Annotated in this window: 17 protein-coding genes; all 17 read right to left on the bottom strand. The window is 70.7% G+C overall.

Translation table 11 applies throughout. From position 1 onward, the window contains the following. Positions 1 to 36 precede the first annotated feature (36 nt). The 17 genes from ACIHIX_RS18985 to ACIHIX_RS18905 all read right to left on the bottom strand — a co-directional run bounded on the left by ACIHIX_RS18985 (position 37) and on the right by ACIHIX_RS18905 (position 13,147). Positions 37 to 1,164 (bottom strand): DnaB-like helicase N-terminal domain-containing protein, encoded by a 1,128-nt coding sequence (locus ACIHIX_RS18985; RefSeq protein ID WP_399957082.1) that lies wholly within the window; start codon positions 1,162 to 1,164, stop codon positions 37 to 39. Further along, positions 1,164 to 2,435, bottom strand: a complete 1,272-nt coding sequence (locus ACIHIX_RS18980; protein ID WP_399957340.1) for a DNA cytosine methyltransferase — start codon at positions 2,433 to 2,435, stop codon at positions 1,164 to 1,166. The genes ACIHIX_RS18985 and ACIHIX_RS18980 overlap by 1 nt, the downstream gene beginning before the upstream one ends. Before the next feature lie 5 nt (positions 2,436 to 2,440). Continuing rightward, the gene (locus tag ACIHIX_RS18975) at positions 2,441 to 2,647 is read right to left on the bottom strand and encodes a hypothetical protein (protein WP_399957079.1); all 207 of its coding nucleotides are present in this window, start codon (positions 2,645 to 2,647) and stop codon (positions 2,441 to 2,443) included. Then, complete coding sequence (locus tag ACIHIX_RS18970) at positions 2,644 to 3,498, bottom strand: hypothetical protein (RefSeq protein ID WP_399957076.1); 855 nt, start codon at positions 3,496 to 3,498, stop codon at positions 2,644 to 2,646. Before ACIHIX_RS18970 ends, ACIHIX_RS18975 begins: the two co-directional genes overlap by 4 nt. A gap of 20 nt (positions 3,499 to 3,518) precedes the next feature. Further along, a complete protein-coding gene (locus ACIHIX_RS18965) occupies positions 3,519 to 4,286 on the bottom strand; it encodes a hypothetical protein (RefSeq protein WP_399957073.1) in 768 nt (255 codons plus the stop codon). 80 nt (positions 4,287 to 4,366) lie between these two features. After that, a complete protein-coding gene (locus tag ACIHIX_RS18960) occupies positions 4,367 to 6,157 on the bottom strand; it encodes a type IV secretory system conjugative DNA transfer family protein (protein ID WP_399957071.1) in 1,791 nt (596 codons plus the stop codon). A 48-nt stretch (positions 6,158 to 6,205) separates the two neighbouring features. Next, positions 6,206 to 6,976 (bottom strand): DUF317 domain-containing protein, encoded by a 771-nt coding sequence (locus ACIHIX_RS18955; RefSeq protein WP_399957068.1) that lies wholly within the window; start codon positions 6,974 to 6,976, stop codon positions 6,206 to 6,208. Then, positions 6,973 to 7,572, bottom strand: a complete 600-nt coding sequence (locus ACIHIX_RS18950; RefSeq protein WP_399957065.1) for a hypothetical protein — start codon at positions 7,570 to 7,572, stop codon at positions 6,973 to 6,975. The genes ACIHIX_RS18955 and ACIHIX_RS18950 overlap by 4 nt, the downstream gene beginning before the upstream one ends. A gap of 77 nt (positions 7,573 to 7,649) precedes the next feature. Beyond that, positions 7,650 to 8,429, bottom strand: coding sequence for a DUF317 domain-containing protein (locus tag ACIHIX_RS18945; protein WP_399957063.1), 780 nt, complete (start codon positions 8,427 to 8,429; stop codon positions 7,650 to 7,652). A gap of 44 nt (positions 8,430 to 8,473) precedes the next feature. Further along, a complete protein-coding gene (locus ACIHIX_RS18940; protein ID WP_399957060.1) occupies positions 8,474 to 8,884 on the bottom strand; it encodes a hypothetical protein in 411 nt (136 codons plus the stop codon). Beyond that, entirely contained in the window at positions 8,881 to 10,107 is a 1,227-nt protein-coding gene (locus ACIHIX_RS18935; protein ID WP_399957057.1) for a DUF317 domain-containing protein, read from the bottom strand. The genes ACIHIX_RS18940 and ACIHIX_RS18935 overlap by 4 nt, the downstream gene beginning before the upstream one ends. Further along, the gene (locus ACIHIX_RS18930; RefSeq protein ID WP_399957055.1) at positions 10,104 to 10,910 is read right to left on the bottom strand and encodes a DUF317 domain-containing protein; all 807 of its coding nucleotides are present in this window, start codon (positions 10,908 to 10,910) and stop codon (positions 10,104 to 10,106) included. Before ACIHIX_RS18930 ends, ACIHIX_RS18935 begins: the two co-directional genes overlap by 4 nt. Continuing rightward, positions 10,907 to 11,296, bottom strand: a complete 390-nt coding sequence (locus tag ACIHIX_RS18925; RefSeq protein WP_399957052.1) for a hypothetical protein — start codon at positions 11,294 to 11,296, stop codon at positions 10,907 to 10,909. Before ACIHIX_RS18925 ends, ACIHIX_RS18930 begins: the two co-directional genes overlap by 4 nt. Before the next feature lie 29 nt (positions 11,297 to 11,325). Further along, entirely contained in the window at positions 11,326 to 11,454 is a 129-nt protein-coding gene (locus ACIHIX_RS18920; protein ID WP_399957049.1) for a hypothetical protein, read from the bottom strand. A 155-nt stretch (positions 11,455 to 11,609) separates the two neighbouring features. Continuing rightward, entirely contained in the window at positions 11,610 to 11,963 is a 354-nt protein-coding gene (locus tag ACIHIX_RS18915) for a hypothetical protein (protein WP_399957046.1), read from the bottom strand. Beyond that, on the bottom strand, positions 11,960 to 12,364 hold the full coding sequence (locus ACIHIX_RS18910; protein ID WP_399957043.1) for a hypothetical protein: 405 nt from the start codon (positions 12,362 to 12,364) through the stop codon (positions 11,960 to 11,962). Before ACIHIX_RS18910 ends, ACIHIX_RS18915 begins: the two co-directional genes overlap by 4 nt. A 27-nt stretch (positions 12,365 to 12,391) precedes the next feature. After that, positions 12,392 to 13,147 carry a hypothetical protein gene (locus tag ACIHIX_RS18905; protein ID WP_399957040.1) on the bottom strand — a complete coding sequence of 252 codons (756 nt, stop codon included), beginning with the start codon at positions 13,145 to 13,147 and terminating at the stop codon, positions 12,392 to 12,394. Positions 13,148 to 13,247: the final 100 nt, after the last annotated feature.

Below are 13,247 nucleotides of genomic sequence, written 5' to 3'. Positions count from 1 at the left end.
ATAAGGGTATCCGCATCGCCGGGCCCGATAGCCGGGTCATCGGTGGGCGCGCGGGCTGAGTGGTGCGGCTCGGGGTGGCGGGCCCGTCCTGCGGGGCAAGGACGTCGTGCGTGCTGGCGGCCTTTCGGCGGGCGGGGGCGTGGGTGCGGTGGCTCGATTCCAGCGGGCGCGCAGGGCGTTGAGGTCGGCGAGGGCGCGACGGCTGCCGGTGATGAGCTGATGGGGAGTGTTGGCGGGGTCGTCGGTGTAGGCGATGATCCGCGCGGCGACTGTCTGGGCGCGGGCGAGGAGAGCGCGTTTGACGATTTTCTCGCCCCAGTACTCGGGGGAACCAGCGGGCGTGGAGACCAGGGCCATCAGGTCTTTGGGGGTGAGGGAGGCGGTGAGCAGTCCGCGGTGTTGGGCCTCGCCGAGGACGGTGACCGGGTCGACCATGTCACTGCGGTGGACCAGCGCCGTGATGGACTGCCAGAGCGCGGCGTGCAGCGGCAGGAGGAACTCCGCCTCGGTCAGCCACCGCATCTGCTGGACCTCTGCCGGATAGGCGGTGGCGGTCGCCAGGAGGAGGCGTTCTTCGTCGAGGCCCTCCTCGTCGGCCTGCCGTGGGACATCCGCGGGGAGTGCCGTGCGGGGGAGGGAGCCGGGGTGTGGGGCGAACTGTTCGCTGAGGCCGTCCAGGACGCGGCCGATATCGTCGGCCAGGCCGAGCGTCGAGGCGGCCGGGTTGGGCAGGCCCGGGTCGGTGGCGGTGGACGCGAGGCGCTCGGCGTGCCCGCGCAGGACCCGACGGGCGTTGTCTGCGCGGATCATCCTGGCGTAGGCCGCAGAGTGCTTCGGCTGCGGGCAGAACTGGATGAGGCTGTGGAGGCAGGAGGCGCTCAGGCCGGGAGCGTGCGGACGAGCGTGGTCCAGTACGGCGTTGAGCCAGGCGGTGTCCTTTGCGTGGTCGGCGGGGTCGGGTGGCGGCAGCACGCGGATCGCGGTGAACAGCGCGGCATGGGTGTGGCTGTCGAAGTGTTGGGCGATCAGCGGCTCGGTGTCAGCCAGACGTGCAGGTTCGAGGAGGAGGGCGCCAAGCAGGGCCTGCTCGGCATAGTGGACCGGCCTCGGCGCTGGCGCGAGGTCGAGGTCGTTGTCCTCGTCGGGTTCGGGGGCGTGGGTCATCAGGCGGCGAGAGTGAAGTCGTCGGGGTTAAAGGGCTTGTTGAGGTTCGGGGCGAGCAAGTGCGCTGCCAGGCGCGGGGGGACAGCGTTGCCGATCTGCGAGAACGTTTGGCCTTTGTTGCCCTGCCACGGATAGTCGGCGGGGAAGCTCTGGAGCACGCCCGCTTCCTGTGCGGTGATCTTGATCGGGGCTGGCACTGGTCGGTGCTCGCCGTCCGGCATGCTGGTGGCGGTGTCGGCGACCCAGGTGCACTCGTTGGCCCGATGGCCGAAGAACAGCGTGCCCGCAGGCTCGTCGGCACGGCGCACGGTCGCGTTGGACTGGTTGTTGCTGCGCAGTGACCATGACCAGCGGTGCGCCTCGGAGGTGAACGTGGGGGCCGGAGCATCTGCTGGGCGGTTCTCGCGGGCACCGTGCCGTGCAGCCCAGCCGGAGCCCTCCCGGCGGGAGGCCAGGACGATCTCGGAGTCGGGATGCGGTGTCCAGGCGCCGCGGGCGCGGGCGTCGGTCAGGGTCTTACGCGAGCCGGAGGGAAAGGGCTCGGGTCCGCCTCCCGGTCCGCCGCCGGCACACACGGTGGGCACGGGCCGGTCAGTGGCGCCCCAGCCCAGGGCCTCGGCCATGGACACCCACCGGTCACGGCCGGGTCCGAACAGCGACTCCGGCTCGGCGGCCTTCGCGTGGGTGGGCGGCGGGGGCTGGGCGGTGCGAACGCGGGAAGCGAGCAAGATCGCTCGCTTCCGGGTCTGCGGGACGCCGTAGTCGGCGGCATTGAGGATGCCAGTCCAGACGGAGAATCCCCAGGCCCGCAGGATGGCCGCGTACTGCCGCCACAGCGGCAGGACGTCGGGGACTTCCTCCATGACCACCCACTCGGGCTCGCTCACCAGGTTCAGGGCGTGCAGATAGCGCATGGGTTCGGCCGCGAGGAGAGACCTTTCGTCCGCACACGAGCCGAGGAGCTGCTCGCGGGTGTCGCGTCCGGCGGCGAGGTCGGCGACGGCCTGGTGGACGAGCGGCTGGTCGACCAGACCAAGGCGCTTGCCCGCCATGCTCCATGCCTGACAGGGAGGGGAGGCGATCAGCCCGAGGATCCGGCCGGAGAAGATCCACGCCGGATAGCGGGCGACATCGGTCCGGATCGTCAACTGCCCGGCTCGGGCACGGGTTTTGCAGGCCCACTCGTCCCACTCAAGTCCGATGTCCCGCGCGCCGAGGACGGTGAGCGCGTGGCTCCAGCCGCCGGGCCCGGCGAACAGGTCGAGGATGATCCGCCTCAAGAAGTCAACCCGAAGTCGTCCCGCACCGGCTCGACTTCACCCCGGCAGGCCCAGGGAGAACTGCTGTCGACCACGCCGTACTCCATCTCCTCGACCGCGAGGGCCCGGTTGCCGCCGTGCAGCAGGCCGGAGAGTGCGTCGTGGTGGCGGGTGTATGCGGTGCCGAGGGCCAGCAGGCGTTCAGGGGCGCCGTAAGACGTCACCGGCGTGCTCCCTGTGCGACGGCGGCCTTGAGCGCAGTGGCCGCTGCGGTCGGCAGCGCGGCTCGGTGACGCGGCTGCGTCAGGGCTCGGTGCCCGTCCTCGGTGACGGTGATCTTCTGGCCGTGGTACAGCGAGGTGCTGGTGTCGGCGGTGATGAGTCTGCGTTTGGCCAGGGCCCGGAAGGTGGCGATGGAGACACGCGTGCCGTCGTCGGTGGCGACCCGGGTCACACCCAGCCCGCGGGTGGTGCTCTCATACAGACGGCCCCCGCCGTTCAGGGCGGTGAGGGCGTCGTACTGGGCCGGAGTCAGCGCGGGGCCCGTCGTCTGCTGTACGGCCGCCGGCACCCGCTCGCGCGCGGTGGTCAGGTCCTCGGTGATGCCGTGGGCGAGGTAGTGGCAGCCAATCGCGCACAGGTCGAGCTGGTGGACGGCATCGTCGAGGTGGCCGTTCATCTTCGGGATGGCCTCGGCGTGACGGACCGTGCGCACTGCCTCGTCGTCGGCCGGGTAGCCGGCGAACTGCGCGCCCTCGTACGGGTTGGCGAGCACGACGTGGGCCAGATCGGTGCCGGCGAGCGATGACGAGGACACGACCGAGGCCAGCAATTCCAGGCCGGCCCGGCTGCCGCCGATGTTCGTGTACGTGCTGTTGTCGAGTGCGGTCAGGCGCACCAGGGCGGTTGCCGTGAGGTCCTGCGCCTGGAGGAGCAGGGGGCTGATGTGGCGCAGCGCGTCCGTGCCGGGCGTGTAGGAGATGTCGCGCACGCGCGCCTTGAGGGCTTCGAAGTCGTATGCCAACTGCCTTAGTTGTCGGACTTGTTCGTTCAGGTCGAGTGGGGGCGTGGGCATGGGATGGCTCCTGTGCTGTTTCAACGGTTTCTGGTGGCGGCTGCCTGCCCGGCGGAGGGCAGGGGGCGGGGCGTGGCTCCGGGCGCGGTGCGCGGCCCGGCCGGAGGCGCGTCGATGACCGAGGCGAGGGCGGTGATGCCGGCCGAGGTGAGGCGTACGCGGTCCAGGGACGGGCCGCCGACGTAGGCGGCGGGCGCCGACCGGGCGGTTCTCTCGGCCAGGCCCTTCGTCTCCAGGGTGCGCAGGGTGCTCATCAGCACCTTGGGCTCGCGGGAGCGGGTGAATTCGCGGCCCAGAGAGCTGCTGGCCACGACGTGTCCGCAAGCGATCTCGGCCAGGGCCGTGCGGTGCATGGCGTTCAGCCGGTCGTCGGGGGCCGGTGCGGTGGCCCAGCGCCGCCGCCGGGTCTCGCCGGCCAGCGTCACGGCGCAGCCCACAGCGGCTTCCGGCGCCAGCGCGGTCAGCTCGCGAGCGGTTGCGACATTGAGGTCCACTGAGGCGTCGGCAAGGAAGGCGAGCTGTCTCAGTCGCATGACCGTTTCGGTCAACTCGACGCTCTCATAGAGCCGTTCGCCGTGGATCGCCTTGATGGCGGACTGGGTGTCGGTGGCCAGACGCTGCGCGGAGGAGGCGTGGGCATCCGGTGCGGGAGGGTCGGTGGCGACGAGGAGGAGGTCGAGCGCGTCGTTGTGCTGGGTGTACTGGTCGGCCAGGTGGAGGAGCCGTTCGACGGGCGTGGGCGGTGGCGGCACGTCGAAGAGCAGGGATTCGGTGGGCGGCTCGGTCATGAGCGACGCCGCACGGTCGGGCAGGGGTGGATGGGACTTGCTCCCGTCAGGTGGGGTAAGGCCGCGGACCTTGGGGGTGCTTAGGCGGCAGGGCCGAAGTCGCTCTGCTTCGGGGTGGCCTTGGCGATGGCGCGGGCGGTGATGCCCTTGGAGGCGCGGGCGGAGGCGGCGGACAGTTCGGCGGCGCCGGGCTCGAGATACCAGGGGCGCAGGTCGAGCATGGCCGCGCGCATGCCGGTGGCGAACGCGAGCGCGGTGCCCTTGGGCAGCGCGCGGATGGCGTCGGCGGCCAGGATGCGTTCCTGTCGCATGGACACGGAGGTGGACTTGCCGGATTCCGAGGTCGAGGTGGAGGTCGTCTCGACGTCGTGGTCGCCGATCAGCCGGGACAGCTTGTCGGCGAAGTCCGGGTCGTCGATACCCGAGCCGATGACCTTGATGGTGGAGGCGGACCACATGGCGTCCATGCCCGCGTCTCCCCACACTTTCTGGCCCTGCCGGTAGGACTGCAGGATGGTGATCGGGATGATGCCGCGCGAGCCCAAGTGGGAGTACAGGTCGGGAAGGTCGCTGATTTTGCAGACGTTCGCGGCCTCGTCGAGGACCGCGAGCATCGGTGGGTCGAGGCGCCCGCCGGCGCGCTCGGCCTGGGCGGTCGCGGCCCGCATCACGGAGTCAGCACACGCAGCGATGAGGGCCGAGGCTCCTCCTCCGCCGTCCTTTGACAGCAGATAGAGCGTGTCCTTCGAGGTGACGAACGGCCTCGGCGTGAACTCCGGCACGTCCTTCTGCGGGGTCACCCAGGCAGCGATCTCGCTGTTGAGCAGGGCGGCGGCGTACTGGCGGGCCGTCTCGTAGATGCCGTCGCGGGTTTCGGGCGGGCCCTCGACGGTGCCCTTGAGCTGGGCGGCAACCGCGGTGAACTTGTGGTCGCGCAGGATGTCGAGCGGGGTGCGGTCGGCGGGGAAGGCGAGCCAGGCCATCACGTCGGTGATCGGCCGATCGTCGAGCGCGGCGGCCAGGAAGAGCTGGGACAGGATGTTGCTGCCGGCCTTGGACCAGAAGTCCCCCTGTTGGGACGCGTCTACGCTCGCGGCAAGGAAGTGACCGGCGAGCCTGCCTGCCCCGTCGAGGGTCTTGGCGTCGGCCAGCGGGTTCCACCACATGGCCCGTTCGGCGTGGGCGATCTGCTGCGGGTCCATCGACCAGGTCCGGCCGACGGCCGCCCGCGCGTCGAGGGTCGCGGTGTAGGCGTCGCCCGCCGCCTTGTTGGACGTGAGCAGGACCGGGCCGGGCGCGTTGAGGATGGAGGGGATCGCCAACGAGGTGGTCTTGCCGGATCGGGGTGCCATGATCGCGACGGCGACATCCTCGTACCCCATGCGCACCTCATGCTTGGTGCCCTGGAGATTGCCGAGGAGGATGCCGGTGTCGGCCGCGGCGATGTGCTTGGCGTCTTTCAAACTCGGGCGCAGTGAACGCGCTTTGTCGGTGATGGCCTTGGCCATCAGCGGCTCGATGTCCTTCTGCTTGGCCATGCCGGCGACGCGCTTCTTGCGCCCGCTGCCGCCGCCTCGGTACCGCTTGTAGAGCACTGCGGCGGTGATGACGAGCGCGACGAGTGCGGCACCGGGCAGGATGCGTGTGCCGAACAGGAGGGACGTTTCGCTCAGGTTGGGCCACAGCTGGTCGGGGTGCAGCAGGGCCTGAACCGGCTGGTAGGGGGCGGTGTTGGAGGTGGTGGTCCAGGCGGTGAGATTGCCGCCGAGCCAGGCGAGGTTGGACAGGGGCACAGCGACGCCGATGGCGCCGAGGAGGACCTTGAACGCTATGTCGTAGCCGTCGGTGGGCGTGGAGTTGGGCTGGGGCAAGGGCTGTTCCAAGTACGGGGAAGGAGGAGGCCGGCCGCAACGGACTGGTCAGCGCGTGCGGCCTCGTGCCGGTCCGGGCGGCGTGGGGGCAACGTTGGCCACGTGGTGGTGTCGCTCGGTGAGGGCGCTGATGCGTCGCTCCAGGGCGAATGCGACGTCGGTCGCGGGGACGTGGCGGGTGTGCACGGTCATGCGGTCGCGGGCCCAGCCCGGGATGCGGCGAGGGTCACGCATGAGGGGCGCAGGGTCGGCGAGCGCCCGTGTCACGGCGGCGATCAGGTGCAGGGGCGTGGTGCCAGTGAACACGGCTCGCCAGATCGTCGGGTCTCGGATGGCGGCCGTCTCGATGTGCCACAGGTCGCTGCCGGGGTTGCCGAGCCGCTCGATGCGCGTGATGCCGTCGGGGGCTGCGAGCCCGCCGAAGTGCCGGGGCGGTTCCCATCCCGCGTCCTGCAACGTCGTGAAGGGGTCGGGCGAAGCGGTGGGCGCACCGGATGGGTCGGTGAGCGCGTCGGTGAAGGCGGCGATGATCTCGACGGGGGTGCGGGCCTGGAAGGTGGCCGCCCAGGCGGGATGATCCGCGGTTCGCGCCTGCCGGATGGTCCACCAGTCCTGATCATCCGGATCGCCGGGGGCCAGACGCAGTTGCGTGAGCTGGTCCGGGCTGGTGAGCAGGACGCGAGGGATGAGCGGGTCATGTCCGTAGCTCCAACCGGAGACCCGGTGCAGGGGCTGGGTGATCCAGCTGGGATCGCCGATGCCCGCGAGGTAGCGCGGGGAGATGAACGCCTGCTCGACGGCCTCGCTCGCGCCCGTCACCGCCGGCCCATGGACGGTGTGGCGGTGGCCGTGTGTACGGGCGCCGCCGTCGACAGGGTCCGCGCGGATGCCGGCGAGTGCCTCTGCGCCAGCGCGTTGACGGCGAAGAGTGCCTGGCCGTGGATGGCCCACTGGTCGAGGTAGGACCAGGCTTCCGCGCAGCTCTCGGCGAGCGGTTCCTCGTACGCCTTCGTACCGGGCCGCGCGCTCGCGGGCAGTGCGGCGCGTACCGCACGCCAGTCGTCGTGAACCGCATAGAGGCGTTGCGTGGCATCCCGAAGTTCTCGGACCTGCCATGCGTAGCGGCGGGTCCGGTCGGAAGGCGACAGCAGGGCGAGCTGCCGCTCGGCGACGTCCACGAGTTCGTCGGCGTGGTAGTACACCCGGCCGAACGCGGACAGGGTGTCGGCGTCGCGTTTCTGCTGACGCCGAGCATAGGCATCCTCATCGTGGGGCTGGAACGTCTCGGGGTCGGAGTGTTGGTCGGAGTAGTGGTCCCAGGCGGCGAGGATCTGCCGGCTGTGCCGTAGATAGAGGGCGAGCTGACTCAGATAGAGCCGGTGGGCAGGGCTGGCTGGTTCGAGTGAGATGGTCAAGAAGGGCCTTTGGGTGCGCAGTTGTGAGGGTCGGCGGGGTGAGGAGCGGCCGGAGCGGCCGGAGCCGCTCCTCACGGTCAGCGGCTGCGCGAGGCGGACGTGGCCGCCTCGATGGCGGGGCCAGTCGACGGCTGGGCCGTGGGTGCGGCACTGCGGCGGGCCTTGCGGGCGGCGGCCCGGCTGGTCTTCAGCCGCGCTTCGTGGGCGGCGGCGAGCTGCTCGCCTTGGGCGCCGCGTTCCACCTGCGTGACCAGATGGGGGCGGGGGACGTCGTAGCGGCCCCGGGAAACGGGAGCCGGATCGACCAGGGCGGCGGCGAAACCGGCGAGCAGGTGGCGAGGGGTGCGGTCGTCGAAGTGCGCCTGCCACAGCCGTTCGTGGCCGCCGAGCCCGGTGGGCAGCGCGACTTCGGCAGTCCAGGCGAAGTGATCGCTGGTCAGGTTGGCGCGCCGCTCCAGGGTGGTGATGCCGTCCGGATGGCGTGCTTGCTCGTTGCCTCGTTCGTCGCGCTCGTAGGTCCAGTGGGCTTTTCGCAGCGTTGACCAGATGTCCGGTTCGGCCTCGGGCGGCGTGCGCACGAGCGCGTCAGTGAACCCGGCGATGATCTCGACGGGTGTGTTGCCGCCGAAGGACGCGTGCCATCCACCCCACGGTGTCGACGCGATACGCCACCAGGGGCCGAAGGTGTTCGGTGTGGGTTCCAGGACGAACGAGTGCTGGTAGTCAGGGCTGACCAGGACGACATGGGGGAAATCGGGGTCGTCGAAGTTCTTCCACCCGGCGGCCCGCAGAGCCTGGGTGATATGGCGCGGGTCGCCGGGTCCGGCGAGGTGGCGGGGTGCGGTGTCGCACCACATGCGAGACCAGGGGGCGTGGGCCTGGCTGGGTATATACGGGCGGGTCACGGCTCGCCCGCCGAAGCGCGGAACTCGGAGGGGAGTATCGAGTCGAACGGCAGCCCGCCCAGGCGGTGGATGTCCCAGTGAAGGTCGTGGCAGTCAGTCACTTCGGGGGCGGCTGCGCGGAGTCTGGCGATGATGTGCCGGATCTCGACGGGCCACGGGCCCAGTGCGTGCATCTCGATGAGATGGGCGGTGTTGCGCAGAAGGGCGCCGAGGATCATGGGGACGCCCCACTCCTCGTTCAGCACCTTCGCCAGCAACGGCTGGGCGTCGGCGACGAGTATCGGGTCGCGCAGATACCAGGCGAGCCGGTCGAGAACGTCCAGGGCGTGGTCGATGTCGTCGGCGCTGGGCGGCACCGGGCGGGGGGTAGCGGGCGAGGACAGGTGGGGCTCCTGGGGCTGGGTCATCGGGTGGCCGACGCCTCGGTGGCCGAGGAGAAGTGAGCGGTCAGGCGCTGTACGTCCCAGTGCAGGACGTGCAGGTCGGTAGCCTCCTGGGCGGCCACCCGGAGCCCGGCAACGATCAGATGGATCTCGTCGCTCTCGGCCTTCGACTCCTGGGCGACGAGGCGTGCGGCGTTACGAAGGATGTCGCCGAGCAGGATGGGGACGCCGGTGTCCTCGTCGAGGAGTGCGGCGAGCACGGGCAGCACGTCGGCTGCGGACGGATCGGTGTGCAGGTAGTTCTGGACCTGGGCCAGGGTGGCGGTCGCCTGCGCGACGTCGTCGGCGCTGGGGATGGAGAGGTTGGGCATCAGTGTCCTTGGGCGAGGGGAAGGAGTGAGGGCGTACCGGAGCCGGGTCAGCGGTGCCGCTTGTGGCGAGCCGGTCCGGGGGGGTGGCGGGGCGGGCGAGGGCGCGTCCGTGCCGGTGCGCTGCGCTGCTTCGAGGCGCCGCAGATGCTGCAGGCGGTGTTGTTCCGGTGTGACGGGGCTGCGCCGGGAGTCGAGGAAGCCGAAGGCGTGATCTGGCGTCTGCCCCTCCGAACGCAGGAGCGGGGCGGGATCTGTGAGCGCCTCGATGAACCCGGCGAGTGCGGCTGGTGGAGCGGCCTCGTCGATGGAGGCCCTCCAGATCCACCGATGCCGCCTCTCGGAGAGCGGCACGGAGACCAGAACTACCCAACGTGATATGGGGGTTTCGGCGAGAGAGGTCTCACGAGACAAGAAGCCGGTCTCGTCCGGGGACAGAGCGATGCGCTCTCTGCCGGTCAACCGCACGGTCCAGCCTCGGCTGGCCGCGAGGCCCCACAACTCCGCCTCCTTGGGACGTGGCCCTGCGCTCGACAGACCGTCGACAAAGGCCGCGATGATCTCTACCGGCGTGTGGATGCCGAACTGGGACGACCACGCGTGGCCCTGGGCCGGGTGGATACGCCAGGAGGCCATGAGCTCGTCTTGCTCGGCTTCCAATGTGAGGTGCAGCAGGCGATCGGGGCTCTCCAGCAGGACGTGCGGATAGCCGGGCACCGAGTGGTTGGTCCACCCCGATGCGAGCAGATACTCGGTCACGTGCCGAGGGTCGCCCCCGCCGGCCAGGTGGCGCGGCGCCACCTCGTCCAGCCAGCGGATGACGTTGAAACCATGCAGAGTGGGTCCGTTGACCTTGGAGAAGAAGCGTTCGTGGCTCACCGCATCCGCCCGGCCTTGGCGTACGGGCGGGCCCCGGGGCCTTGAGGGCGTGCCCTGTTGCTGGCGAAGGTGTTGCTGGCCCAGGTGGCGGCGCGGGCCGCGGTGATCCGGGCCTGCTGCCATGCGCTGAGTTGCGAGGGCAGCACGGACACCGAGGTCGTGCGGATTCTCTGCGAGGGCGGGACGTGGCCGATGGGCCGCATCACCGGCTGCGGGTCGGCGAGCGCGGTGCTGAACGCCTGCACCAAGTGCATCGGCGTGGTCGGCGTGAACGTCGCCTCCCAGACCGTCCCGTGCTCGTTGCGGGCGCCGGCCCACCAGTGCGCTTGTCCGGGGGCGGACTGGTGGAAGCGGACGACGGCGTCGCCGTCCGGACTGCGGGCGGTGAAGTGCTGTCCGCGCTCGGTTTCCCAGCCCTGTGCCTCAAGCGGCGCCCACACGTTGGGGGCGTGTGCGGAGCGCGGCCGGGTCAGTGCGTCGGTCATGCCGGCCACGATCTCGACGGGGACTTGCCGGCCGAGTGTGGCGTGCCACGCCCCCTCCGTCCTGGTCTGCTTCCCGCTGATCGTCCAGCCGCCGGGCTGGGTGAATGGGTCGTACCCGATGCGCACGGACTTGTCGGGGCTGTCGAACACGACGGGCCCGCCGGGCTTGGACTTGTCCTTCCAGCCCGAGGCGCGCAGGTACTCGGTGACGAAGCGCAGGTCGCCGCCGCCGGCGAGGTGGCGCGGTTCGACGAGGTAGTGCTGCTGGGCCTGCTGACCGGTGGGGCCCCAGCCGGACCACTGCTTGTTCTTCTTCACCGGTGCCGCCTGACGACCATCGCCGATGCGACCGGCGCGGCGGTGGGCCCGCTGGAGCTGAGGGCGGGCGCGGCGACCTTCTTGATGGCGCCGGTGTGCTCAGTGAGGTCGACGCCCACGCTGTTGAGTTCGTTGGCGGCGCGGCCCAGCGCTAGCCAGACCTCGGGCGGCAGGATGCCGCGCTCGGAGTTGACCTTCGCGAAACGCGAGCCGGTGGAGACGAGTTCGGTGACCTCACCGAGGAGACCGGTGTCGTAGTCCAGGACGTTGGCGAGGATCTGGGCTGCCTCGCCTGGCGGCGCCAGGGCGAGGTGACGGCGGAGCTGGCCGATCTGGGCGGTGATGGCGTTGGCCAGCTGTATGGAGGGGAGATTCGAGTCGGGCATGGGCCTCCTGAACAGGCCGTTCGGGGCTGCTAGTTGTGGTGACGGATGCGGTAGCTCTCCACGAGGAGGGCGGCGTCGCGGCGGCGGGCTTCGTCGAGGGCCGCCTCGGGGCGTCCGCCGGCCAGCGGGTTGGTGCGCTCCCGGCTGCAGACGGTCACGGCGCGCAGGTAGCGGCGGAACAGGGCGGTGACCAGGCGAGGTTTGCGGACGGCGGTGATGGGCGGGGGTGTGCGGTCGGGGTTGTGAGTGACGGCGGGCTCCTAGGGAGGGTGGGGCCGGCCCCGATGGGCCGGGGCCGGCGAGGGTCGGGTGGTCAGCGCGTACGGCGTGCTTGCCCGGCGGGTGGCGGTGGCGCCGGGTGTGCTGCCTGTTCGGCGAGTGCGGCGCGATAGGCGGTGCCGCCGAAGAGACCCGTGTCAATGTCGATCCGGTATCCGGCACGGGCCAGCAGCGGCGCGGCCCGGTCGGCCAGGGTCTTCATGGTGATCTCGTCCATCTCGTCCGGGATCTGATGCCAGACGTCGCCCTCGACCTGGTGCCGGTCGAGGCCGAGGTCGTCGAGCAGGACCAGGAGATGTTCGGGGGCGTCGGCGCGGGTGTCGACGTAGATCGTTCCGTCGCGGTGGTAGAAGGTGACGTCGACGTCGTATTTGTCGGCGAGGCTCACCGTCGGTGTGCCCTCGCCGGACGCCCCGTCGCGGGCGCGGCGGCCACGGCGTGTGGCGGGGCCGGGGCGCTGTGGTTGCGCATGGCCGCTGCGGCGTCGGTGTAGGCAGCGGCGTCCCACACGTCATCGTCGATGCGGACCACATATCCGGCCTGGTGCAGCCAGGGCACCGCATGGGTGGCGAGCTGCTTCTTCGCGTCCTCGTCGAGGTGGGCGGGTGCTTCGTGCCAGATGTAGACGGGCCCGGGGGTGGGCAGGGTCCGGCGCTCGAAGCCGAGGTCGTCGAGGAGGGCGAGCAGCTGCTCGGGCGCGCCGGTCGGGGTATCGGCGTGCACGGTGTCGGTGAGGGGCTTGCGGTAGATCGTGACGTCGGTGCCTTCGTCATCGGCACGGGATCCCACGTGCGGTTACTCCTGTGCGGTTCGGGGCTATCGCCGTCGCGCGTACGGCACGGACGAGGTCGCGGGCGGCGCGACGGGGGTGGTGTCCAGGACGGGCCGGGCCGGCGGATGGCGCAGCACGGTGTCGATGCCCAGCGCGGACAGCCGTTCTCCGGCGGCTCGTACGGAGGCAGCCTGGCGGGCGGTGTCGTCGCCCGACAGGACTAGGACGGCTCGCGCTGTGTCGAGAACGAAGCCGTGGTCGGTGAGTACCTGGGTGATGTCGGCGCGGTCGGGTTGGTCGACCACGAGTGCATCGTTCGACCAGGTCATGACTAGGCGTTCGTCAGCGGAAGATTCCCGCGTGAGGTGTTCGGCGTTCTTGAAGACCTGGTGGGCCGCGACGTAGTAGCGGGGAAGGAGGTCGAAGGTGATGTTCTCGGCCGCGCTGAACGGGTCGGCGTCGACCGCGATTCCGTCGGGCTCGCGTACGCCACGGAATGCCTCGGCCGGTACGTCGTCGGGGGCCAGTGCGGCGATGAGGTATCCCTCGGCGTGGCCGGGCTGTTCTGTGACGAACAGGCGCGTTCCGTCGTGCCGTTGCAGCACGGCGCAGTGGTCCACTGGGTGCTTGGCCAGTGCTTCGGCGACCTCGTTCATGTCCCAGACCGCGTCGGTGAGGACGTGGTGGACGTTGAGGCCGCCACGGTCTGGGTGGTACGCGCTGGTCCAGGTGCCCGGCAGCTCGCAGGCGAGGACGGCGGCGAACGAGCCGAGGCTGGTGTCGGGGGTGGGGTCGTGCATGGGCTCCTCGAAAAGGGAAGGGGTGCGGGTCAGCGCCGCGGGTGTCCGGTGCGGGTGTGGCGGGCACGGCGACGGGGCTGGTGGTCAGGCGCGGCGGAGG

It is taken from the genome of Streptomyces sp. NPDC051913, from assembly GCF_044593635.1.
GTDB lineage: Bacteria > Actinomycetota > Actinomycetes > Streptomycetales > Streptomycetaceae > Streptomyces.
This window is presented reverse-complemented; position numbering and strand designations above follow the sequence as displayed.

Bases quoted from the DNA above. Each gene is read 5' to 3' on its own strand.
- ACIHIX_RS18985 (WP_399957082.1), bottom strand. From the start codon at position 1,164: ATGACCCACGCCCCCGAACCCGACGAGGACAACGACCTCGACCTCGCG.
- ACIHIX_RS18970 (WP_399957076.1), bottom strand. From the start codon at position 3,498: ATGCCCACGCCCCCACTCGACCTGAACGAACAAGTCCGACAACTAAGG.
- ACIHIX_RS18965 (WP_399957073.1), bottom strand. From the start codon at position 4,286: ATGACCGAGCCGCCCACCGAATCCCTGCTCTTCGACGTGCCGCCACCG.
- ACIHIX_RS18945 (WP_399957063.1), bottom strand. From the start codon at position 8,429: ATGTGGTGCGACACCGCACCCCGCCACCTCGCCGGACCCGGCGACCCG.
- ACIHIX_RS18940 (WP_399957060.1), bottom strand. From the start codon at position 8,884: ATGACCCAGCCCCAGGAGCCCCACCTGTCCTCGCCCGCTACCCCCCGC.
- ACIHIX_RS18925 (WP_399957052.1), bottom strand. From the start codon at position 11,296: ATGCCCGACTCGAATCTCCCCTCCATACAGCTGGCCAACGCCATCACC.
- ACIHIX_RS18905 (WP_399957040.1), bottom strand. From the start codon at position 13,147: ATGCACGACCCCACCCCCGACACCAGCCTCGGCTCGTTCGCCGCCGTC.